This is a genomic window from Aeromonas sp. Marseille-Q7275 (genome assembly GCF_965119515.1).
Genome location: NZ_CBCPLW010000018.1, coordinates 44,726 through 67,366, shown reverse-complemented (window position 1 = coordinate 67,366; position 22,641 = coordinate 44,726). Strand labels below are relative to the sequence as shown.

23 protein-coding genes and 1 other RNA gene are annotated in these 22,641 nt (G+C 61.6%); 4 read left to right on the top strand and 20 right to left on the bottom strand.

Annotation, left to right across the window (positions count from 1 at the left end; translation table 11 throughout):
* Window positions 1-34: 34 nt before the first annotated feature.
* From murG to rsmI, 12 genes are all read right to left on the bottom strand, one after another.
* Window positions 35-1,120: an undecaprenyldiphospho-muramoylpentapeptide beta-N-acetylglucosaminyltransferase gene (gene murG / locus ACWPWQ_RS16410; RefSeq protein ID WP_454010266.1), complete on the bottom strand. Its 1,086-nt coding sequence runs from the start codon at window positions 1,118-1,120 to the stop codon at window positions 35-37.
* On the bottom strand, window positions 1,117-2,301 hold the full coding sequence (gene ftsW / locus ACWPWQ_RS16405) for a cell division protein FtsW (protein WP_205642582.1): 1,185 nt from the start codon (window positions 2,299-2,301) through the stop codon (window positions 1,117-1,119). Before ftsW ends, murG begins: the two co-directional genes overlap by 4 nt.
* Window positions 2,298-3,581 carry a UDP-N-acetylmuramoyl-L-alanine--D-glutamate ligase gene (gene murD, locus ACWPWQ_RS16400; protein WP_454010265.1) on the bottom strand — a complete coding sequence of 428 codons (1,284 nt, stop codon included), beginning with the start codon at window positions 3,579-3,581 and terminating at the stop codon, window positions 2,298-2,300. The genes ftsW and murD overlap by 4 nt, the downstream gene beginning before the upstream one ends.
* Before the next feature lie 3 nt (window positions 3,582-3,584).
* Window positions 3,585-4,667, bottom strand: coding sequence for a phospho-N-acetylmuramoyl-pentapeptide-transferase (gene mraY / locus ACWPWQ_RS16395; RefSeq protein WP_005332102.1), 1,083 nt, complete (start codon window positions 4,665-4,667; stop codon window positions 3,585-3,587).
* Window positions 4,661-6,016, bottom strand: coding sequence for a UDP-N-acetylmuramoyl-tripeptide--D-alanyl-D-alanine ligase (gene murF / locus ACWPWQ_RS16390; RefSeq protein WP_454010264.1), 1,356 nt, complete (start codon window positions 6,014-6,016; stop codon window positions 4,661-4,663). Before murF ends, mraY begins: the two co-directional genes overlap by 7 nt.
* The gene (gene murE, locus ACWPWQ_RS16385) at window positions 6,013-7,500 is read right to left on the bottom strand and encodes a UDP-N-acetylmuramoyl-L-alanyl-D-glutamate--2,6-diaminopimelate ligase (protein WP_409241604.1); all 1,488 of its coding nucleotides are present in this window, start codon (window positions 7,498-7,500) and stop codon (window positions 6,013-6,015) included. The genes murF and murE overlap by 4 nt, the downstream gene beginning before the upstream one ends.
* 101 nt (window positions 7,501-7,601) lie before the next feature.
* The gene (locus ACWPWQ_RS16380) at window positions 7,602-9,368 is read right to left on the bottom strand and encodes a penicillin-binding transpeptidase domain-containing protein (protein WP_139438990.1); all 1,767 of its coding nucleotides are present in this window, start codon (window positions 9,366-9,368) and stop codon (window positions 7,602-7,604) included.
* Window positions 9,365-9,679 (bottom strand): cell division protein FtsL, encoded by a 315-nt coding sequence (gene ftsL / locus ACWPWQ_RS16375; protein WP_454010263.1) that lies wholly within the window; start codon window positions 9,677-9,679, stop codon window positions 9,365-9,367. The genes ACWPWQ_RS16380 and ftsL overlap by 4 nt, the downstream gene beginning before the upstream one ends.
* A 3-nt stretch (window positions 9,680-9,682) precedes the next feature.
* Entirely contained in the window at window positions 9,683-10,621 is a 939-nt protein-coding gene (gene rsmH / locus ACWPWQ_RS16370) for a 16S rRNA (cytosine(1402)-N(4))-methyltransferase RsmH (RefSeq protein ID WP_139438986.1), read from the bottom strand.
* Complete coding sequence (gene mraZ / locus ACWPWQ_RS16365) at window positions 10,622-11,080, bottom strand: division/cell wall cluster transcriptional repressor MraZ (protein ID WP_005332092.1); 459 nt, start codon at window positions 11,078-11,080, stop codon at window positions 10,622-10,624.
* A 443-nt stretch (window positions 11,081-11,523) separates the two neighbouring features.
* Window positions 11,524-11,910: RNase P RNA component class A (gene rnpB / locus ACWPWQ_RS16360), an RNA gene on the bottom strand.
* 61 nt (window positions 11,911-11,971) lie between these two features.
* Window positions 11,972-12,805: a 16S rRNA (cytidine(1402)-2'-O)-methyltransferase gene (gene rsmI, locus ACWPWQ_RS16355; protein ID WP_139438874.1), complete on the bottom strand. Its 834-nt coding sequence runs from the start codon at window positions 12,803-12,805 to the stop codon at window positions 11,972-11,974.
* Window positions 12,806-13,004: 199 nt separating this feature from the next.
* On the opposite strand from rsmI, the gene ACWPWQ_RS16350 reads away from it, so the two are divergent.
* Genes ACWPWQ_RS16350 through dolP form a run of 4 tightly spaced genes read left to right on the top strand, consistent with a single transcriptional unit; the run spans window position 13,005 to window position 16,291 of the window.
* A complete protein-coding gene (locus ACWPWQ_RS16350; RefSeq protein WP_263685524.1) occupies window positions 13,005-14,795 on the top strand; it encodes a penicillin-binding protein activator in 1,791 nt (596 codons plus the stop codon).
* Window positions 14,713-15,108, top strand: a complete 396-nt coding sequence (locus tag ACWPWQ_RS16345; RefSeq protein WP_247625382.1) for a YraN family protein — start codon at window positions 14,713-14,715, stop codon at window positions 15,106-15,108. The genes ACWPWQ_RS16350 and ACWPWQ_RS16345 overlap by 83 nt, the downstream gene beginning before the upstream one ends.
* A 9-nt stretch (window positions 15,109-15,117) precedes the next feature.
* Window positions 15,118-15,708, top strand: coding sequence for a D-sedoheptulose-7-phosphate isomerase (locus ACWPWQ_RS16340; protein ID WP_005331389.1), 591 nt, complete (start codon window positions 15,118-15,120; stop codon window positions 15,706-15,708).
* 4 nt (window positions 15,709-15,712) lie between these two features.
* On the top strand, window positions 15,713-16,291 hold the full coding sequence (dolP, locus tag ACWPWQ_RS16335; RefSeq protein ID WP_106885641.1) for a division/outer membrane stress-associated lipid-binding lipoprotein: 579 nt from the start codon (window positions 15,713-15,715) through the stop codon (window positions 16,289-16,291).
* A 47-nt stretch (window positions 16,292-16,338) separates the two neighbouring features.
* Here dolP and ACWPWQ_RS16330 read toward each other — a convergent pair whose 3' ends face one another.
* From ACWPWQ_RS16330 to zapE, 8 genes are all read right to left on the bottom strand, one after another.
* On the bottom strand, window positions 16,339-16,746 hold the full coding sequence (locus tag ACWPWQ_RS16330; protein WP_025328512.1) for a ClpXP protease specificity-enhancing factor: 408 nt from the start codon (window positions 16,744-16,746) through the stop codon (window positions 16,339-16,341).
* Between the two features lie 17 nt (window positions 16,747-16,763).
* Window positions 16,764-17,393 (bottom strand): stringent starvation protein SspA, encoded by a 630-nt coding sequence (gene sspA / locus ACWPWQ_RS16325; RefSeq protein ID WP_025328513.1) that lies wholly within the window; start codon window positions 17,391-17,393, stop codon window positions 16,764-16,766.
* 87 nt (window positions 17,394-17,480) lie between these two features.
* Window positions 17,481-18,215, bottom strand: coding sequence for a cytochrome c1 (locus tag ACWPWQ_RS16320; RefSeq protein WP_265436450.1), 735 nt, complete (start codon window positions 18,213-18,215; stop codon window positions 17,481-17,483).
* The gene (locus ACWPWQ_RS16315; protein WP_139438882.1) at window positions 18,212-19,429 is read right to left on the bottom strand and encodes a cytochrome b; all 1,218 of its coding nucleotides are present in this window, start codon (window positions 19,427-19,429) and stop codon (window positions 18,212-18,214) included. The genes ACWPWQ_RS16320 and ACWPWQ_RS16315 overlap by 4 nt, the downstream gene beginning before the upstream one ends.
* A 2-nt stretch (window positions 19,430-19,431) precedes the next feature.
* Complete coding sequence (petA, locus tag ACWPWQ_RS16310) at window positions 19,432-20,022, bottom strand: ubiquinol-cytochrome c reductase iron-sulfur subunit (RefSeq protein ID WP_025328515.1); 591 nt, start codon at window positions 20,020-20,022, stop codon at window positions 19,432-19,434.
* A gap of 300 nt (window positions 20,023-20,322) precedes the next feature.
* Window positions 20,323-20,715 carry a 30S ribosomal protein S9 gene (gene rpsI, locus ACWPWQ_RS16305; RefSeq protein ID WP_005336286.1) on the bottom strand — a complete coding sequence of 131 codons (393 nt, stop codon included), beginning with the start codon at window positions 20,713-20,715 and terminating at the stop codon, window positions 20,323-20,325.
* A gap of 14 nt (window positions 20,716-20,729) precedes the next feature.
* Entirely contained in the window at window positions 20,730-21,158 is a 429-nt protein-coding gene (rplM, locus tag ACWPWQ_RS16300; RefSeq protein ID WP_005336289.1) for a 50S ribosomal protein L13, read from the bottom strand.
* 266 nt (window positions 21,159-21,424) lie between these two features.
* Window positions 21,425-22,519: a cell division protein ZapE gene (gene zapE, locus ACWPWQ_RS16295; RefSeq protein WP_454010262.1), complete on the bottom strand. Its 1,095-nt coding sequence runs from the start codon at window positions 22,517-22,519 to the stop codon at window positions 21,425-21,427.
* Window positions 22,520-22,641 lie beyond the last annotated feature (122 nt).

Sequence of the window (22,641 nt, the reverse complement as noted above, 5' to 3'; positions counted from 1 at the left end):
ACAAGACTGCACGGCCTGGCCTGTGCAATCTTGCTCAACATGCTTTCTCGCTCTGCCCGCTGGCGAGCCGCTTGCACTCATCGGCAACCCGCTCGGCGGCATCTATGATGGCCACCCGACGGGCGGCCTGGGCCATGTTCAACAGGGTCTCCCTGCGCCCGGCAAGCCAGGAGAGACGCGCAGCCAATGAGGCCGGGGTCAGCTCGGACTGGGGCAGGAACTCGGCCGCCCCGCCGTCGACCAGGGTCAGGGCGTTGCGGGTCTGGTGATCGTCCACCGCATGGGGCAGCGGCACGAAGATGGCGGCCACACCGGCGGCAGCCACTTCGGAGACCGTCAGGGCCCCGGCGCGGCACACCACCAGGTCGGCCCAGGCGTAGGCATCTGCCATGTCCTTGATAAACTCGCTCACCTCGGCCTCGACGCCCTGCTTGGCGTAGGCTTCGGCCACGGCATCCCGATTGCCCTTGCCGCACTGATGGCGCACTGCGATGGGCACGCCGGCGGCGGCCACCGCTGGCGGCACCTGCTCGTTGAGCACCCGGGCACCCAAGCTGCCGCCGACGATCAGCAGCCGCAGCGGCTCGGCTCCGCTGCGCAGCTGGGGATCCGGCAGGGCCACCACTTCGGGACGCACCGGGTTGCCCACCACTGCGGTGCGGGCACTGGGCGCAAAGGCGCCGGGGAAGGCCATCAGCACCCGCTTGGCAAGGCGCGCCAGCAGCTTGTTGGTCATGCCGGCCGCCGCGTTCTGCTCGTGCAGCAGCAAGGGAATACCGGCGAGCCAGGCCGCCACGCCGCCCGGGCCTGAGGCGAAGCCCCCCATGCCGAGCACCACATCAGGGCGAATGTTTTTCAGCACGCGACGCGCCTGCAACACGGATTTGACGATGCGATAGGGGGCGACCAGCAGCCGCTTGATGCCGTTGCCACGCACTCCCTGGATGTCGATGAAGGAGATGGGGTAACCGTGGGCGGGCACCAGCTCGGCCTCCATCCGGTCGGCGGTGCCGAGCCAGTGAATGGTCCAGCCCTGGGCCTTGAGGCGATCGGCCACGGCCAGCCCGGGGAACACATGGCCCCCGGTACCACCCGCCATCACCAGTAACGTCTTGCTCACGAAACCTCCCGCACACGCGCCTGGGCACTGGCCTGGCGCAACTCGAAATCGATACGAATCAACATGCTCACCGCCACCATCATGATGATGAGACTGGAGCCGCCGTAGCTGACCAGCGGCAGGGTCAGCCCCTTGGTCGGCATCATGCCGCTGGCGGCGCCGACGTTGACGAAAGTCTGGAAACTGAACCAGATGCCGATGCCGATGGCCAGATAGCCTTCATACAGCCGCTCGGCCACCAGCGCCTGATGGCCGAGCTTGAGCGCCTTCACCGCCAGCGCAAAGATGAGGAAGAGCGCACCCAGCACCCCCACGTAGCCCAGCTCCTCGCCCAGGATGGCGAACACGAAGTCGGTGTGGGCCTCCGGCAGGTACTCCATCTTCTGGATGGAGTTGCCCAGCCCCTCGCCAAACCAGCTGCCACGGCCGAACGCCATCAGGGACTGGGTCAGCTGATAGCCGCTGCCGAAGGGATCGGCCCAGGGGTCCAGGAAGGAGGTGACCCGCCGCATCCGGTAGGGCTCTGCGATGATCAGGGTCACCACGGCGCTCACCCCCACCAGGATAAGACCGATGAACTGCACCATGCGGGCCCCCGCCAGGAACAGCATGCCCAGCGAGGTGACGAACATCACCACCACGGAGCCGAGGTCGGGCTGGGCCAGCAGCAGGGTGGCCACCACGAACAACACCGCCATGGGTTTCATGAAGCCGATGAAGCGTTCGCGCACCTCGCTCTGGCGGCGTACCAGGTAGCCCGCCAGATAGACGAACAGCGCCAGCTTGCCGAACTCCGCCGGCTGCAGGTTGAAGGGGCCGAGCGGCAACCAGCGCACCGAACCGTTGACGCTGCGCCCCACCAGCAACACCATGACCAGCATCAGGATGGCGAGCAGCAGCATGGGGCCGTTGTACTGCTGCCAGCGCGCCATGGGCACCTGCAGCACGAACCAGGAGATGCCGAGCGCCATCACCAAGAAGAGGCCGTGGCGCTTGACGAACATGAAGGGGTCATCGCCGAGGGCAATCCCTTCGGGAATGGAGGCCGAGGCCACTATCACCAGGCCCACCGACATCAGCGCCAGCGCCAGCACCACCAGCTGCCGGTCGTAGAGACCGGCGGGACGCGCCGGCAACAACCAGCGCTGCAAGAAGCCTGCGACCACGCGAAGGGCGTTCATAGCATCATCACCAGTTCGGTAAAGCGATCGCCGCGAGCCTCGAAGGACTTGAATTGATCCAGGCTGGCGCAGGCCGGCGCCAGCAGTACCCAGTCACCGGGTCTGGCATCGGCGGCGGCCTTGGCGACGGCGTCGTCGAGGGAGGCGACCTTCTCGGTCTGCTCACCGAGGGCGAGCAGGATCTCCGCATCCTGGCCGAAACAGTACATGTGATCGATCTGGCTGCCGAGCAGCGCCTGCACAGGGCCGAAATCCTGACCCTTGCCCTGACCACCGGCCAGCAGCAGCAAACGGCCCTTGACCGACTCGCGCACCCCGGCCACGGCGGCCAGGGTGGCCCCCACGTTGGTGGCCTTGGAGTCGTTGATCCAGCGCACCCCGTTCACCTCCCGCACGAAGCGGGCACGGTGGGGCAGGCCTTCGAAACTGCGCAGCACGGTGAGTTGCGGCTCCCGGGGAATGCCGACCGCGTCGCACAGGGCCATGGCCGCCAGGGCGTTGGCCTGATTGTGGGCACCGACTATCTTCATCTCGTCCACCGCCAGCAGCGGCTCCCCGTGCAGGGTCAGCCAGTGGCGACCCGCCAGCTCGCAGCGGCCATAGCCGTTGCAATCGAGCCCGAAGCTCTGCCACACCTGGCCTACGTCGGGCAGGGTCTGGGGATCGTCCCGGTTGACTAGGATGTGCTGGGAGTGCTGATGGATCGCCATCTTGGCGGCGCGGTAATCCGCCATGCCCTGATAGCGATCCATATGATCTTCACTGAGGTTTAGCACCACGGAGGCGGCGGCACGCAGGCTGCAGGTGGTCTCGAGCTGGAAGCTGGAGAGCTCCAGCACGCAGAGATCCATGGGCTGCTTGAGCAGCTCCAGCGCCGGGGTGCCGATGTTGCCACCCACGCCTACCTTGAGCCCCGCCTCGGCGATCATCTCGCCGACCAGGGTGGTCACCGTGCTCTTGCCGTTGGAACCTGTGATGGCAATGACGGGGGTCTGGGTCTCGCGCACAAACAGCTCGATGTCGCCGACGATGCGCACCCCGAACTCGGCGGCGGCTTTCAGCTCGGGAGTCGCCAGGGCGATGCCGGGGCTCGCCACTATCATGTGCGCCTGCTTGAGCAGATCGGCGTCCAGCCCGTGAATCAGCTCCACCTCGGGGGGGAGTTGCTCCTTGCCCGGGGGATTGGCGCGGGTATCCATCACCAGGGGCGTGACACCACGACCGAGGAAGTAGTCCACGCAGGAGAGTCCGGTTTTGCCGAGTCCGATGATGATGACCATGGCTTACCTCACCTTCAGGGTGGCGAGGCCGAGCAGCACCAGCATGAGGGTGATGATCCAGAAGCGCACGATGACGCGCGGCTCCGGCCAGCCCTTCTTCTCATAGTGGTGATGGATGGGCGCCATGCGGAAGATGCGCACGCCGCGCAGCTTGTAGGACCCCACCTGCAGGATCACCGAGACGGTCTCCATCACGAAGACGCCCCCCATGATCACCAGCAGGAACTCCTGACGTACCAGCACGGCTATGGTGCCGAGCGCCCCGCCGAGGGCCAGGGAACCGACGTCCCCCATAAAGACCTGGGCCGGATAGGTGTTGAACCAGAGGAAGCCCAGACCCGCGCCGACGATGGCGGTACAGACGATCACCAGCTCGGAGGTGTAGGGCACGTAAGGAATGTGCAGGTAGTTCGCGAAGTTCACGTTGCCGGTGGCCCAGGCGACAAAGGCGAAGCCCCCCGCCACCATCACGGTCGGCATGATGGCCAGACCGTCGAGACCGTCGGTCAGGTTGACCGCATTGGAGGTACCGACGATGACGAAGTAGGTCAGCACGATGAACATCAGACCGAGCTGCGGCATCACATCCTTGAGGAAGGGCACCACCAGCTGGGTCTGGCCGTCATGGGTCGCGGTGGCATAGAGGAACACCGCCACGGCCAGGGCGACTGCCGACTGCCAGAAGTACTTCCAGCGGGCGATCAGGCCATCGGTGTTCTTGCGCACCACCTTGAGGTAGTCGTCGGCAAAACCGATGGCGCCGTAGGCGCCCAGCACGAACAGCACCAGCCAGACATAGGGGTTGTCGAGGCGGCTCCAGAGCAGCACAGAGATGAAGATGGCCGCAATGATCATCAGGCCCCCCATGGTCGGGGTGCCCTTCTTGCTGAGGTGAGACTCGGGGCCGTCGTTGCGGATCACCTGGCCGAATTTCAGGATCTGCAGGCGGCGGATGAGGCGCGGCCCCATCCAGAGCGCCACCACCAGACCCGTGATGATCGACAGGATGGCGCGGAACGTCAGGTAGGAGAAGACGTTGAAGAAGGTGAAGTGCGGGGTGAGCAGTTCCGCCAGCCAGACTAGCATGTGGCTGACTCCTGACGGTCAACGACCATCTTGACGATATCTTCCATGCGAGAACCGCGGGCCCCCTTGACCAGGATCGAGATTTCTTGATGTGTATTTATCATTTGCGCAAGCACTTCAAACAACGACGCCTTGTTATCGAAATGTCGACCCGCCGCGGCATCTGCGGTGTGACGACTCTGTTCCCCTACCGTCAGCACGGCGTCGAGGCCCTGCTCGCGGGCGTGGTGTCCGACCCGGGCGTGCTGGGCCGCGGACTCCTCACCCAACTCCTTCATGTCACCGAACACCAGCACCTTGTAGCCGCCCATGGCGGTCAGGGCATCGATGCCCGCCAGCACGGACTCCACGCTGGCGTTGTAGGTGTCATCCACCAGGGTGAGACCACCCCAGCGCTGCACGCAGAAGCGGCCCTTGACCGGTGCCATCTGCTCCAGCCCCGCCTTGACGGAGGCGAGCGATGCGCCCAGCGCCAGGGTACCGGCGGCAGCAGCCAGGGCATTGGCCACATTGTGGCGGCCCGGAATGGCCAGGGTCAGGTTCGCCTCCCCCTGGGGAGTCACCATCACGAATTCGGCGCAGCCCTGCCCGTTGAGCGCTATGTCGCGGGCATGGAAGGGCTGGCTCTGATCCTCGAGGGAGAAGGCGCACTGGATGCCCCGCTCCCGCCACTTCGGCCAGAACTCGTTGTCGGCATTGACGATGGCGGTGCCGCCCTCGCTCAGGCCCTCAAAAATCTCGCTCTTGGCGTGGAACACCCCTTCCAGGGAGCCGAAGCCTTCCAGATGGGCGGCGGCCACGTTGTTGATGATGGCGGCATCGGGTCTGGCCAATGAGGTGGTCCAGGCGATCTCCCCCGGGTGGTTGGCACCCAGCTCCATCACCGCAAACCGGTGCTGAGGTTCGAGGCGCAGCAGGGTGAGCGGCACCCCCACTTCGTTGTTGAAGTTGCCGGCGGTGGCCAGCACCTCCCCCTCACAGCGCAGGATGGCGGTCGCCATCTCCTTCACCGTGGTCTTGCCACAGCTGCCGGTGATGGCCAGCACTTTCGGATTGATGCGCTCGCGCACCAGCTTGCCGAGGCGACCCAGTCCCTTGAGGGTATCGGCCACCACCAGTTGCGGTATGGCCAGGGGCAGCTCGCGCTCCACCAGCAGGGCAGAGGCCCCTGCCTGAAGGGCCTGGTCGCAGAAATCGTGGGCGTCGAAACGCTCGCCACGCAGCGCGACGAACAGCGCCCCCTTGCCCAGGGTGCGGGTGTCGGTACTGACCGCCGTGATCTCGTGGTCGCCGCCGATCAGACGGGCATCGAGCACCTGCGCCAGCTCGGCAAGCCTGAGGGTCATCATCTGAATGACTCCATTAATGTGTGCAAGGCGGCCGCGACGGTTTCCCGATCGCTGTAGTGCCGCTTGTCGGTTCCAATGATCTGATAATCCTCGTGGCCCTTACCGGCCACCAGGATGATGTCCTGCTTGCTCGCCTGGCTCAGTGCCAGCTGGATTGCCTTGGTCCTGTCGTGCTCGATCTGCACGGCAGCAGGATCGCGAAGGCCCGCCACCATGTCCGCCATGATCTGCTCCGGCGCCTCGGTACGGGGATTGTCGTCGGTCAGGATCACGCAGTCCGCATGTTGCTCCGCCATGGCGGCCATCATGGGCCGCTTGCCGCGATCCCGGTCGCCACCACAGCCCACCAGGCACCAGAGCCGGCCTTCGCAGTGCACCCGCAGGGCCTGCAATGCCTTCTCCAGCGCATCCGGGGTGTGGGCATAATCGACCACCGCCAGCGGCGCCTTGCCACCGCCGAAGCACTCCATGCGACCGGTCACGGGTTGCAGTTTCGGGGCGCTGGCCAGCAGTGCATCGAAGTCGTAACCCAGTACCAGCATGGCGCCCATGGCGGCCAGCACATTGCTGACGTTGAAGCGGCCGAGCAAGGGGGCGGATAATACACCATTCCCCCAGCTGGAGTTAATGCGCGTGTCAAATCCTTGTTGGTGGAAATGGGGATCCTGCGCCGTCAACTGTCGCCCGGCATGGTTTTCAATCGGGCCATGCACGCCGAAGGCCACCGCGCCGGGGTAGGCTGCCAGCCACTGGCGCCCCAGACGGTCGTCGGCATTGATGACGGCGCAGGGCTCGTCCACCAGTTTCAGCAACTCTTCCTTGGCGGCGCCATAGGCCTCCATGGTGCCGTGATAATCCAGATGATCCCGGCTCAGGTTGGTGAACACAGCCGCGGAAAACGGCAGGGCTGCGACACGGTGCTGCACCAGACCGTGACTGGAGACTTCCATCGCCACCAGGCTCGCCCCCTGTTGTTGCAGGGCGGCCAGATTGGCCTGCACCTGGACGGCGCTGCCGGTGGTGTTTTCCGCTTCGATCAGATTGCCAAACAGGCCGTTGCCTATGGTGCCCATCACCCCGGCCTTGCCTCCCAGCAGGGTGCGCCAGTTGGCGACCAGCAGGGCCGTGGTGCTCTTGCCGTTGGTGCCAGTGATGCCCACCAGTTGCAGCTTCTGCGCCGGATGGTCATAGAAATGGCCGGCCAGTTCGGAGAGACGAGCGGGCAGATCCTTGAGCCCGAAACAGGGGATCGAGGTGGCGGGGGCCACAAATTCCCCATCCTCCTCAAACAGGACGGCGGTCGCTCCCTGAGCCACCGCCTGTTCGATGAAACGCCTGCCATCCATCTGGTGGCCCCGGATTGCCACGAAGAGAGAACCGGGCCCGACTCGCCGGCTGTCGAGCTGGATGTCGGTGAGCGCGAGCGCCGGGGCATGGATGCCGAAATGGCTCATGAGTTGATCAAGTGCGCGGGGCGGCAACATGGGAAGCCTCCGAATGGACAGGAATGCAGGCGCTCAGGGAGTGCGGCGCCATGGAAAACACCCCGACGGCGGCGGGGTCGACAGAGAAACACGGATGCCTGTCAGGTACGAGGTGCGCCATGGGCGGCCTCCGTACGGGCAAGCTTCGCCGGAACCTCGGGAGGGATGGCGTCGGGACGAATGTTGAAGAGTTGTAGCACGCCCCCCATGGCCTCGGCGAACGGCGGGGTCGCCACGGCACCGCCGTAATAGGCATCGCCCTTGGGCTCGTTGATCACCACCACCATGACGAAACGGGGGTTGCTGGCCGGTGCGAAACCGGCAAACCAGGCCATGTAATCCTTGCCGTAGCCACCGGCGACGGCGACCTTGGCGGTACCACTCTTGCCGCCGACCCGATAACCCGGGATCTGCGCCTTGGGAATGGCATTGCTGACCACGTACTCCAGCGCCTGCAGCATGGCGGTGGCGTTGTTGTGGTCGATGACCTGCTCACCCTTGGGCGGCTGGGTCACCTTGATGATGGAGAGCGGCACCCGCTTGCCCTTGTTGGCCAGGGTGGCGTAGGCGGAGGCCAGTTGCAGCGGGGTGACCCGCAGGCCATAGCCGAACGACAGGGTCGCCCGCTCGATGTCGGACCAGCGGCGGCGCTGGGGCAACATGCCGCTGCTCTCCCCCATCAGGCCACTGCCGGTATCCATCCCGAAGCCGACCATGCTGAGGGTGTTGATCATCTCCTGAGCCGGCATCCGCAGCGCGATGCGCGACATGCCGATGTTGGAGGAGTAGCGCAGTATGTCGTACAGGTTGGTCGCCTTGTGAATGCTCACGTCGCGGATCTGCTTGGCCCCGATGTACAGGGGGCCACCGGGTATGGTGTCCTTCCAGCTGGTGACGCCCGCCTGCAGGGCGCTGAGCAGGATCAGCGGCTTGACGGTCGAACCCGGCTCGTAGGTGTCCGTCACCACCCGGTTGCGCACCCGGAAGCTCTGGTACTGGCCCCGGTTGTTCGGGTTGTAGGAGGGGGTGTTGACCATGGCGAGCACCTCGCCCGTCTTGACGTCCAGCATCACCATGGAGCCGGAGGTCGCCTTGTTCTCGTCGGTGGCACGCTTGAGGGCACGGTAGGCCAGCGCCTGCACCCGCTGATCGATACTGAGCTGCAGATCGTTGGCGTGCTTGCCCTCCTTGACCAGCCCGAGCCGCTCGATGACCCGGCCCTGCCTGTCCTTGCGCACCCGCATCTCGCCCGGGGTCGCGGTCAGCCATTCGTTGTAGCTGCGCTCTATCCCCTCGATGCCGCTGCCGTCTATGTTGGTCACCCCCACCAGGTGGGCGCTGATCTCGCCGGTCGGGTAGAAACGGCGCGCTTCGGGGCGCAGGTAGATGCCCCCCAGCTTGAGACCCTTGATGTATTCCGCCACGGCAGGGGTCACCTGACGCTGCAGATAGACAAAGCGCTTGCTGGGGTTGGAGATGCGGTGCTTGAGGGTGTTGATGTCGAGCTTGAGCACGGCGGAGAGCGCCAGCCAGGCGCGCTCGTTGTGGATGGCGCCGGACTCGTGGACTGTCTTGGGATCGGCCCAGACCGCCTCGACCGGCACCGAAACCGCCAGCTGCTCGCCGTTGCGATCGGTGATCATGCCGCGCACCGCCTGGGTGGAGGTGGTACGCAGGGAGCGCATGTCCCCCTCCTGGCGCAGCCGGTCCGGATCTATCACCTGGATCCAGGCCAGCCGCAGGATCAGGCCGGCAAACGCAATCCCGATGAAAAACACCAGAGTGCGAAAGCGCCACGGGTAGAGTGACGGAGCTTTCGCCTTGGCTTTGTCCTTTGCCGGAGCCTTGGTGGCGGCCTTGCGTGTCATGGTTGTGTAATTACCTTCTCGGTGGTCACCAGCGGGCGAGCCATCTGCAATTTATCCATGGCCAGACTCGCGACACGGGAGTGTTCGGCCAGGGTACCCTGCTCCAGCAGCAGGTGCCGCCACTCGATGTTGAGCCTGTCCTCTTCCGCCATCAGGTCATTCTGCTTGGCCGTCAGCCCCCTGGTCATGTTGGTCACCAGGATCACCGCAAAGGCGGTGATCAGCACGGCCAGGGTCAGCACGACCTGCAGCTTGTGACGCCAGAGATCGCTGATGATCTCCCTGGCCAGATGAATGCGTACCTCGCTCATGACTCAATCCGCCAGACGCTGGGCGACTCGCAGCACCGAGCTGCGGGATCGGGTGTTTTCGGTGACTTCATGTTCGGAAGGTTTGAGCGCCTTGCCGACCGACTTCAACTTGCGGCCACCGGCCAGCTGCGCCTCGGTCAACGGGATGCCATGGGGCACTTCCGGCCCCTTCTCGTGCTTGCGGATGAAGTGCTTGACCAGACGGTCTTCCAGGGAGTGGAAGCTGATGACGGAGAGGCGGCCATCGGTCGCCAGCGCCTGCAGGGCACCGTTCAGCGCGGTTTCGATCTCGTCCAGCTCGCTGTTGATATAGATGCGGATGGCCTGGAAGCTGCGGGTCGCCGCATGCTTGCCCTTCTCCTTGCTCGGGTTGACCCGGGCAATCATCTCCGCCAGCTGGCGGGTGCGCACATAGGGTTCGGTGACGCGGTCATGGACGATGGCGCGGGCAATCTTCTTGGCGAAACGCTCCTCGCCGAAGGTCTTCAGCACCCAGGCGATGTCATCCACGTCGGCGCGAGCCAGCCACTCGGCAGCGCTCTGGCCAGTGGTCGGGTCCATCCGCATGTCGAGGGGACCGTCTTTCATGAAGCTGAAGCCGCGCTCGGCGTCGTCGAGCTGGGGAGAAGAGACGCCCAGATCCAGCAGGAAGCCGTCGATTTTGCCCAGCAGACCGCGATCGCTCAGATAAGTGGTGATGCCGGAGAAGGGGCCGTGCACTATCTCGAAGCGGGGATCCTGGATCTTGGCCGCCTCGGCAATGGCCTGGGGATCCCGGTCGATGGCGATCAGACGGCCGTTCGGGCCCAGATGCTGGAGAATCAAACGAGAGTGACCACCCCGGCCAAAGGTACCGTCGACGTAGATACCGTCCGGCTTGATGGCCAGCCCTTCGACGGCTTCGTGCAACAGCACTGTGATGTGTTCAGCGGCTTGGGTCATTTATAAAGAAAAATCCTGTAGTCGTGGTGAACTTGCCCAGTCGTCCTCGGGCAGGCCCAGGATGTCGTCATTGATCTGTTGTTGCCAGCGGGCTTCATCCCACAACTCAAACTTGTTGAGCTGGCCCACCAGCATGATCTTCTTGTCCAGCCCGGCGTGGCTACGCAGTGGCTGGCTCAGCAGCAGACGGCCATTGCCGTCCAGTTCGCACTCGGTAGCGTGTCCGAGCAGCATGCGCTGCAGGCGGCGTTCCGCCGGATTGGTACTGGAAAGGGTCTTGAGCTTGCGTTCTATCTCTTCCCATTCACTCAGGGGGTAAAGCAGCAGACAGGGATGGGCTATGTCGATGGTGCAGACCAGCTGGCCGTCGCGCTCGGAGCGCAGCCAATCTCGATATTTGGTCGGAATCGCCAGTCGCCCTTTGCTGTCCAGGCTGATGGCGTGAGCGCCACGCAACAAATTGCAGTCCCCGAAGGTGAGTTATGGAGGCAAATTGCCCAATAAAACCACTTTGATCCACTTTTCTCCACCATGAAGTTTAAGGACGAGCAGGGGGCTTTTCAAGCAAGGATCTCGGGCATGGGGAACATATTGACGCAGCGCGGGGAGGCTACAGATTAAATGAGTTGATTTTCCACAAGTTATTTGTGTTAACGGCCATAGGATTAATTGCAAACATTTTTAAAATGAACAATGTGAAAGAAGTAACACATGCTGGAGTCTCCCCTCTTTTTACACAGTAATGCATGACAACTGTATGCAAACAAAAAAACAACAAATTGATTTTTAAGATATTTTTATGATTCTGCTCTATGTCGGCCAGCATCTCCATCCGATCTTTTGCTATTTTCTGCCGCTATAAAAAAGAGCCTCGCGATAAATCGCAAGGCTCTTCAGGAATAGGTCGGAGTCGGCCTGTAAGCCGGGTTCTGTACCGGGTTGCCCCGGGTAGCAATCATTCCTCTAGGCCAGCAATCGCTCACTGGCTCAAGCAACCTACCCGCCCCCAACGCGGGCCGCGCCAATAGGGGCCTATTTGGTCTTGCTTCGGGTGGAGTTTACCGTGCCACGAACTGTTGCCAGTCGCGCGGTGCGCTCTTACCGCACCCTTTCACCCTTACCTGATCCCTTGCGGGCCATCGGCGGTTTGCTCTCTGTTGCACTGGTCGTAGGCTCGCGCCTCCCAGGCGTTACCTGGCACCCTGCCCTATGAAGCCCGGACTTTCCTCCCCTCCGCCCGTCTGTCCCGAGGGACACAACGACGAAGCAGCGATTGCCCAGCCGACTCCGAGGCGCGGATTATAGCCTCGTGACACAGTGGGGTAAACCGGCAATTCCCCTTTACGGCAATTAATAGTGCTCGAGGCCGTACTTGTAGAGGGCATTCTTCTTCACGCCGTGGATCTCGGCGGTGAGGGCGGCCGCTTTTTTCAGCGGCAGCTCCGCCACCAGCAGCCCCAACGTGCGGATCGCCTCGGCAGGCAGCTCTTCATCTACCTTGCTGGCACCGGCGACCACCAGCACGATCTCGCCACGGCAGCGATTATCGTCTTCCCCAAGCCAGGTCAGCATCTCGGAGGCAGGCAGACCGTGGATGGATTCGAAGGTCTTGGTCAGCTCGCGGCACACCACCACCTGGCGTTCACCGAGGATGCGAGCGATGGCCTCCACCGTATCCTGCACCCGCCGCGGCGACTCGTAGAACACCAGGGAGCGGGTGTCTTCGATGACGGCCTGCAGCCGATCGTCGCGGCCCTTGGCTTTCGCCGGCAGAAATCCTTCGAAGGAAAAGCGATCTGTGGGCAGACCGGCGGCAGAGAGTGCCGTGATGGCGGCACAAGGGCCCGGCAGCGGCACCACCTTGACCCCGGCCTCGCGACAGCGGGTGACCAGGTGATAGCCGGGGTCGCTGATGAGCGGCGTGCCTGCATCCGAGACTAGGGCGACGCTCTTGCCCTCCTTGATCCTGCCGATCAGCACATCTGCCTTCTGCTGTTCGTTGTGATCGTGCAGGGCGAAGGTCGGCACCGAGATTTGGTAGTGGCTGAGCAGGATGCCGGAGTGCCGGGTATCTTCGGCTGCCACCAGATCGACGCTGCGTAAAATGTCCAATGCACGCTGGGTGATATCCGCCAGATTACCGATGGGAGTGGGGACTATATACAGGGTTGGGGTGTCACTCATGGGATCTCCGAGTGTCCCGACAATTGTGTCGCCATATTGGCCCGTTTACACTATGGAGAACTTCAACACTGGTCGGGGAATGAACTTGAACCGGGTTACAAAGCAGCTAAGTGTATCACGACTCTTCGGCATCATACTCGCGGCAGTACTGCTCGCCGCCTGTGCGTCGGAGCCCAACCCATCTTCCGCGGAGCCCGGCATGCCGTCGGCGTTCTCGGATCTGACCAAGAATGCCCAGTGGTATCTGGAGCAGGTGGATCCCGCCAAACCGGCTGAAGCCTTCACCTGGCAGGTGATGGCGGCGCGCAGCTATCTGGCGCTCGGCCAGGCCAAACCGGCCGCCGCCCTGTATCAACAGTTACAGAAGCAGGCCGGCAACCCGGTGCAGCAGGCACAACTGCAACTGCTGCAGGCGCACCTCCTGCTGGCCCAGGGCAATGCCAATCAGGCCCTGATCCTGCTGGAAGGCAAGCCGGAAGTGGCCCTCGATGCCGATACCCAGAAGGATTGGTACCGCCAGCGGGTGGTGCTGCAACTGGACATCAACAACAAGTTTGGTGCCGCCAAGTCGCTGATCCTGCTGGAGCCTTACCTGGCCAAGAATGAGCTGGCCACCAACCACCAGCAGATCTGGTCCCTGCTCAAAAGCATGACTCCCTCCACCCTGCAGGCGCTGGAAGAGGCACCGGCCCCCGACGTGACCACCGGCTGGCTGCGACTGGCGGCACTGGTGAACGAGTTCGGCGCCCAGCCGAGTCAACTCGCCCGCCAGCTCGCAGGCTGGAAGCAGAGCTTCCCGAACCATCCGGCCCAGACTGACATGCCGGCCGGCCTAGGGGATCTCGCCACCACGGACACAGGTGCACTGCAGCAGGTCGCCGTCTTCCTGCCCCTCTCCGGCAACCTGGAGGCGCAGGGCGCCGCCATCCGCAACGGCATGCTGATGTCCTACAAGGAGAATCAGGGGCAATTCACCCTGAACTTCTATGACACTCAGGGCAAGGCGATGGGGGATCTCTACAAGCAGGCGATCCAGGAGGGGGCCAACATGATCATAGGCCCGCTGCTCAAAGACCAGGTCGAGGAGCTGCTCAAGGCCAGCCCGACAGTGCCGGTGCTGGCGCTCAACGAGCTGGACAAGCCGATCATCAACGACAACACCTTCTACTTTTCTCTCTCCGCCGCCGCCGATGCGAGCCAGGCCGCCCAGTACCTCTATGGTCAGGGTTACCGCAAGCCGCTGCTGATCGCGGCGCAAGGCCGGATTGGCTACAGCAGCATCAAGGCGTTCGAGCAGGCCTGGGCCGGCGTCAGCCAGGAGAAGCCCGTGGTCGCCACCTTCGGGGCGCGCAACGAGGTGCAGGGCATGGTCAAGAATGCCTTGAGCGGTCGTTCCACCGCCCGGGCCGGGGAGATAGTGCAGCTCTCTGATGCGGCGCCGCGCAGCATAGATGCCGTCTATGTGGTGGCCAACAGCCTGGAGACCCGGATGATCAAGCCCTATGTGGACATCTCGGTCAATCCCATGGGCAGCCTGCCCATCTACAGCAGCTCGCGCGGCTATGACAGCGGGGCGACCGAGGTGGCCTCCGAACTCAACGGCATGCACATCTCCGACATGCCGCTGCTGCTGGGAGGCTATGAGCAACAACGGGAGCAGATAGCCCTGCTCTGGCCACAGACCCAGGGCGACCTGCTGCGCCTGTTTGCCCTCGGCTACGACGCGGTCAGTCTGGCCGGCAACCTGCCGCAGATGCGCAAGCTCAATGCCATGCAGCAACCGGGCATGAGCGGCCAGCTGAGCGTGGATCCCCAGGGCAACATAGTGCGCATGCTGGACTGGGCCACCTACCAGAATGGCAAGCTGGTCAGCGACAGCGCCGTGCCCCAGCTGGAGGATACCACCCATGAAGAGGCTACTGGCACAACTGCACCAGCAGTGGTTGAACCTGTTGCCGTCGGCAGCGACGAGCAAGGGACAGCACTTTGAGCAAGTAGCGGAACGCTGGTTGCAGGCCCGCGGCCTGCAACCCGTGACCCGCAACTACCGCTGCCGTGGTGGTGAAATAGATCTGATCATGCGCCAGGGGGATACCCTGGTGTTTGTCGAGGTCAGATATCGCGCTCGGGCCAGCCATGGCGGAGCCGCCAGCTCGGTCACCCGGCGCAAGCAGCACAAGATCGTGCTGGCCGCGCGCCACTATTTCAAGCAACATGCCATCAACGAGGCCAGCCAGGCCTGCCGATTCGATGTGATCGCGTTCGAGGGCGACCAGCCAGACTGGATCCAGAACGCTTTTTAAGAGGACCCCATGACTGATCCCATCAAAGAGAATTACACCGAAAGCATCCAGACCAAGATAGCCGCCGCCGAGGCGCTGCCGGACGCCATCCACACCGCGGCCCAGATGCTGACCATCTGCCTGCTCAATGGCCACAAGGTCATGGCATGCGGTAATGGCCCCTCCTCGGCCCTGGCACAGCTGTTCATCTCCGAACTGGTCAACTGCTACGAGACGCCACGCCCCTCCCTGCCCGGCCTGGCCCTGACCCCAGACATGGCCACCATCAGCGCCATCGCCACCGATCACGGCTTCGAAGAGGTCTATGCCAAGCAGATCAGGGCCCTGGGTCAGCCAGGCGACATCCTGGTGGTGCTCACCACCACGGGCAACAGTCGCAGCCTGATCAAGGCCGCTGAGGCGGCGCTTTCCCGTGACATGACCATCATAGTGCTCGGGGGGGGCGACGGTGGCGAGATAGCCGGCCTGCTCGGGCCCAATGACGTGGAGATCCGCGTGCCATCCGCCCGCCGCCCTCGCATTCTGGAAGTGAATCTGTTGACCCTGCACTGCCTCTGTGATCTCATCGACCAGACACTTTTCCCGCAACAGGAAGATTGAAACCATGAAGAAGCCTATTCTCGCACTCGCCCTGCTGACCGGCGCCCTGCTGCTGCAAGGTTGTGCCGCCGTGGTAGTCGGTGGCGCAGCCGGTACCGCCAAGGCGACCGGGGATCGTCGCACCCTGGGTGCCCAGTGGGACGATCAGACCATAGAGCTGAAAGCGGCCAATCTGCTGGCCGACAACAAGTCGCTGAGCGCCTCCAGCAAGATCAGCGTCTACAGCAACAACGGCCGCGTCTTGCTGGTCGGTCAGACACCGTCTGACGCCTACAAGCAGGAAGCGGGCAAGATTGTGGGCCGGATCGAAGGGGTTCGTCATGTCTACAATGAGCTGCGTCTCGGCAAGCCGGTGAGCATTGGGGTACGCAGCAACGATACCTGGATCACCTCCAAGGTACGGGCCGACATGCTGGGCACCAAGAACTTCGACAGCACCAAGGTCAAGGTGGTCACCGAGAACAGCGAGGTGTTTCTCATCGGCCTGGTGACCCGTCAGGAAGGGGATCAGGCAGTGGAGATCGCCCGCCACGTCAGCGGGGTCAAGCAGGTGATCAAGGCCTTCGAATTTGCCCAGAACTAAGCGGGCAATGATGAAATAAAAAAACGCAGCCAGTCGGCTGCGTTTTTTTATTTGATGACTTTCAGGGTCGGACGACCCGTCGGGCGCGGTGGCTCCGGCTCGGGTTCTACCGGCGCCTCGGCCTGCTCCAGCCAGAGATCGTAGCCCGGCTCAGGCGGGAACAGGGTTCCCACACCGTTTTCCCTGGCATGAATGGCCAATATGGCCGCCATGGGAATATAGACCTGCTGTGACACGCCGCCGAAGCGGGCGCTGAAGCTGACGGCATCATTATCCATGTGGAACTGGCCCACGGCCCGAGGCGCTATGTTCAGGACAATCTGCCCATCCTGCACAAACTGCATCGGCACCATCACATGGGGGATATTGGCATTGACCACCAGATGCGGGGTCAAGTCATTATCCAGCAACCAGTCAAAAAACGCCCGCAACAGATAGGGGCGACTGGGTGTCATGGTCGGTTCCATACTACTCATACGCTGGCACGGATCTCGCGTTCAGCCTCGGTCAGGGAGGCCTGGAAGGATTCACGTTCGAACAGGCGGACCATGTAAGCCTTCAGCTCTTTGGCACCACGACCGGTGAAGTCGATGCCCAGGCTCGGCAGGCGCCACAGCAGCGGAGCCATGTAGCAGTCAACCAGACCGAACTCTTCGCTCATGAAGTAAGGCATCTCGCCAAAGATAGGGGCGATGGCCAGCAGGTTGTCACGCAGCTCGGCACGGGCGGCTTCGGTATCGGTGCCCGCCATGATCTTGTCGGCCAGGGAGTACCAGTCCAGCTCGATGCGATGCATCATCAGACGGCTGTTGCCGCGAGCCACCGGATAGACAGGCATCAGGGGCGGGTGCGGGAAGCGCTCGTCCAGATACTCCATGATGATGCGCGAGGTGTACAACGCCAGCTCGCGATCCACCAGGGTCGGCACAGTGTTGTACGGGTTCAGCTCGGCCAGCTCGTCCGGCAGGTTGCTCGGGTCAACCTGGCAGATATCCACGCTAACACCCTTCTCCGCCAGGACAATGCGCACCTGATGGCTGAACATATCGTTGGCACCGGAAAACAGCGTCATTACCGAACGCTTATTGGCAGCTACAGCCATTGAACCCTCCCGTCATTAAAAAGCAGAAACGGCAATGAAGCATCTTGATCTTCATTGCCGTGCGTCATATTACTCCGATCTGGTCGCTTAGTGAACGTCGCGCCAGAATTCCTTCTTCAACAGCACAGTGAAGATGAAGAAGATTGCGATGAAACCGAGCACCCAGAAGCCCATGCGTTCGCGCTCCTGCTGCACCGGCTCAGCCGAGTAGACCAAGAAGTTTACCAGATCCAGTACCGTCTGATCATATTCTTCGTTGTTCATTTCACCATTGCCGTCGGATTTGATGCTGACGACTTGCTGCACCGGCTGTCCATCGACCTCGTGAGTTCCGAATTCGGCACGGGGTGTCCCCTGCAGCGGTTCCAGCACATGGGGCATGCCCACGGACGGGAAGACCGCATTGTTCACTCCGAACGGCCGGGTTTCGTCCACATAGAAGGCACGCAGATAGGTGTAAATCCAGTCGGCGCCGCGCACCCTGGCCACCAGGGTCAGGTCCGGTGGCGGCGCCCCGAACCAGCGCGCCGCATCCTTCTCGGACATGGCGCTCTTCATCAGATCGCCAATCTTGGCACCGGTGAAGACCAGGTTCTCCCTCATCAGCTCTTCCGGGATGCCGATGTCGGCGGCCACCCGGTTATAGCGCTGGTATTGGGTGGAGTGGCAGCCGGCACAGTAGTTCATGAAGGTCGCAGCCCCCCGTTGCAGGGATGCCTTGTCACTCAGGTCGTACTCTGCCTTGTCGAGGGGGAAGCCACTGCCAGCCGCCAGTACAAGGCTGGGCAGCAGGGTCAGCACTGCAAAAATTATTCTTTTCATTTGAATGTCACCCTCTCCGGCAGCGGCTTGGTGCTCTCATTCTTGCTGTAGAAGAACAACAGGACGAAGAACCCGAAATACCCCAGTGAACAGATCTGTGCGAGCAGGGTCAGCGTCGGCGTCGATGGCAGGACGCCCAGCACACCCAGGATGACGAAGCAGACCACAAACTGGGCGATATTCAGCTTGTGCAGGGTGCTGCGGTAGCGCACCGAACGCACCTTGCAACGATCCAGCCAGGGCAGCAGGAAGAGCACGACTATGGATAGCCCCATCATGATGACCCCCAGCAGCTTGTCCGGCACAGCGCGCAAGATGGCGTAGAAGGGAGTGAAGTACCAGACCGGGGCTATGTGCTCCGGGGTCTTCAGCCCGTTCGCCACCTCGAAGTTCGGCTTCTCGAGGAAGTAGCCCCACATATCCGGCTTGAAGAAGATGATGGCGCAGAACAGGAACAGGAAGCCCGCCACACCTATCATGTCCTTGACGGTGAAGTAAGGGTGGAACGCCACCGCATCCAGCGGCCAGCCTTTCTCATCCTTGTGCTTCTTGATGTCGATCCCATCCGGGTTGTTGGAGCCGACTTCGTGCAGCGCCAGGATGTGCATGGCCACCAGCATCACCAGCACCAGCGGCAGCGCGATGACGTGCAGCGCGAAGAAGCGGTTCAGGGTAGCCCCAGAGATGACATAGTCACCCCGGATCCACAGGGTCAGATCGTCGCCTATGACCGGAATGGCGCCAAACAGCGAGATGATGACCTGGGCCCCCCAGAACGACATCTGTCCCCAGGGCAGCAGGTAACCCATGAAGGCTTCGGCCATTAGCACCAGGAAGATCAGCATGCCGAAGATCCACAGCAGCTCGCGCGGCTTCTGATAGGAGCCATAGATCATACCGCGAAACATGTGCAGATAGACCACAACGAAGAAGGCGGAGGCGCCGGTGGAGTGCATGTAGCGCAGCAGCCAGCCGTAGTCCACGTCCCGCATTATGTATTCCACGGAGGCAAAGGCACCCTCCGCCGACGGGTTGTAGTTCATGGTGAGCCAGATGCCGGTGATGATCTGGTTGACCAGCACCAACATGGCAAGGGAACCGAAGAAGTACCAGAAGTTCAGGTTCTTGGGAGCCGGATACTTGGCCATGTGGTCGTTGTACATGGCCGTGAGCGGGAAACGATCGTCAATCCAGCCCATGAGTTTGGCAAACATGGTCAGGCCTCCTTGCCATCGGCACCGACCAGAATGGTGGTGTCGCTAAGAAATTGGTATGGCGGAATGACCAGGTTCAGCGGTGCGGGCACGCCCTGGAACACTCGACCGGCCATGTCGAACTTGGAACCATGGCATGGGCAGAAGAAGCCGGAGGTCACCCCTTGCACCTGCTCGCCGAAGCTGTCCGGCAGGTAGGAGGGGGAGCAGCCCAGATGGGTACAGATACCGACCGCCACGAAGATCTCCGGCTTGATGGATCTGTAGCCGTTGTGGGCATAGTCCGGCTGCTGTGGCTCATCGGAGGCGGGATCGCGCAGTTTGTCATCGTGCGTGGCCAGGGCATCCAGGGTCTGCTTGGTACGCTTCACCACCCAGACCGGCTTGCCACGCCACTCGACGCGGATCAGCTGACCCGGCTCCAACTTGCTGATATCCACCTCTACCGGTGCCCCGGCCGCTTTGGCTTTGGCACTCGGATTCCATGACTTTATAAACGGCACTGCGGTAAAAGCAGCTCCTACTCCGCCAACGGCAACCGTTGACCAGGTAAGAAATCTGCGGCGACCGGTATCAACTGGCGCATTGCTCATCCAAAAACTCTCCCATGTGGACTCCGCTCATTCTTATAGTGTCCCCGTTTCCTATCTCCTCTCCCTCTGACAACTGCGGCGGAAGCGGAGTGGCAATTGACACAGAAAGACCATGGAAATTTTAAAGAAAAGATAACAATTTGACAAGAAAGAGAAGCGATGGGCAAAAACAATAAATACACAAATTTTTGTCTTTTGTGACGTATGGTTAGCATTGGCGTAGGTAATATTACCAATAAAAAAAGCCTGGCACGTGGCCAGGCTTTTTTGACACTCGTGAGAGTGCGTACCAAAAGCGAATTAACGCTTGGAGTACTGCGGACGCTTACGCGCTTTGTGCAGACCGACTTTCTTACGCTCAACCTTACGGGCATCGCGAGTAACAAAGCCTGCTTTACGCAGTTCGGAACGCAGGGTCTCGTCGTACTGCATCAGAGCACGAGTGATACCGTGGCGGATCGCACCAGCTTGACCGGAGATGCCACCACCGTTAACGGTGATGTACAGATCCAGTTTCTCGGTCATCTCAACCAGTTCCAGCGGCTGACGAACTACCATGCGGGCAGTCGGACGGCCGAAGTATTGCTCCAGGGAGCGCTGGTTGATTACGATTTTACCGCTACCCGCTTTGATAAAGACGCGAGCAGTGGAGCTTTTGCGACGGCCGGTACCGTAGTATTGATTTTCTGCCATGTTGCCAGTTCCCGTTAGATATCCAGTACTTGAGGTTGCTGAGCAGCATGAGCGTGCTCTGCGCCTGCGTAAACTTTCAGCTTACGGAACATGGCACGGCCCAGCGGACCCTTCGGCAGCATGCCCTTGACGGCAGCTTCGATTACCATTTCCGGCTTGCGCTGAATCAGCTTGTCAAAGCTGATGGACTTGATACCACCCGGGAAACCGGAGTGAGCGTGGTACATTTTGTCGGTAAATTTCTTACCGGTTACGTGTACCTTCTCAGCGTTTACAACGATGATGTAATCACCGGTGTCAACGTGCGGAGTGTATTCAGCTTTGTGCTTACCACGCAGACGAGCAGCGATCTCGGTTGCGATACGACCCAGAGTTTTACCTTCTGCGTCCACAATGTACCAGTCACGTTTTACGGTTTCTGGCTTGGCAACGAAAGTTTTCATTAAGTTAAACCCAATTACCTGTTACAGACCCAATTGCTTATGGGGGCTCTCCCACAAACAACAAACGATGGCCTACCTGTACCCCTTCGAATACAAGTAAAGCTTAAAGTGTTGCTGTCTTATCGACAGCTGTAACGTGGGCCGGGCGATTATAAGTGAAGTTGCCTTAAATATCACCTGCTAATTTCACTGCCATGAAGCTAGCAAATGTCGCCCGGCCCTACCTGCCGCAGATGCCCATCCGACTGGCAGGCGCGGTATTGTGACTAAGGAAGGTGCACTCTGGCAAGGTATTCGTGCGATTGCATTTCCTGGAGCCGTGAAAGACAGCGCTTGAATTCGAAATTCAGCAGACCATCGCCGTAGAGCGCGGTCATGGGCACCGCCGCCGACAGAATGAGTTTGACGTGCCGCTCATAGAACTCGTCCACCATGGCGATGAAACGGCGGGCCGCATCGTCCGTGCCTGTGCCCATGGGCTGCACATTGGCCAGCAGCACTGTGTGAAACTCCCGGGCCAGCTCTATGTAGTCCCCCTGGGATCGCGGGGTGCAGCAGAGCTGCTCGAACTCCATATAAAGTACCCCCTCCCCCACGCCCAGCGCGCTCAGCTGGCGATGGTTGATCTCCAGGGTCGCGGCCGTGACCTGCCCCAGCCCAGTCAGTTGCCCGAAATAGCGGTCCAAGTTGGATTTTGCCTGCTGATCCAGCGGGAAGTGATAGATTTCCGCCTGCTCCAGGGTACGCAGCCGGTAATCGACGCCACCATCCACATTGAGTACCTCGCAGTGGCGCTCGATCAATTCGATGGCCGGCAGGAAGCGGGCTCGCTGCAGCCCATTGCGATAGAGATCCCTGGGTGGGATGTTGGAAGTGGCCACCAGCACCACCCCATGACCGAACAGCTCCTGGAACAGGGTGCCCAGCAGCATGGCATCCGTGATATCGGAGACGAAAAACTCGTCAAAGCAGATGATGTCTGTCTCGCTGGCGAGCTTGCTGGCGATCAGCTTGAGCGGATCGGCCTGACCGGTCAGCCCCTTGAGTTCATCGTGCACCCGATGCATGAAGCGGTGGAAGTGGACGCGCAGTTTGCGCTCCCCCGGCAGGCTGTCGAAAAAAGTATCCATCAGCCAGGTCTTGCCTCTGCCCACTCCGCCCCACATATAGAGACCCAGGATGGGCTCGCGGGTTTTCGGCTTTTGCAGCCAACCCAGCAGGCCACGGGATCTGGTCGGAGTCGGGCTGGCGCACAAATCCTGATAGAGTCGCTCCAGGCGGGCCACGGCCATCGCCTGGGCCGGGTCGGCCAAAAAGCCGGGACGCTGCAAATCCTGCTGGTATTTTTGCTGCGGGGTCATCCTGTAAACCGCCTCCAAGTCCCTGAATGAGGGACAAAATGGTATCACGCTCTCGGGGTGCACGGTATAGTGCCAACGAGGCATCGCGGTCAATCCGGCCGCCTCAAACTCATCGATTTAGC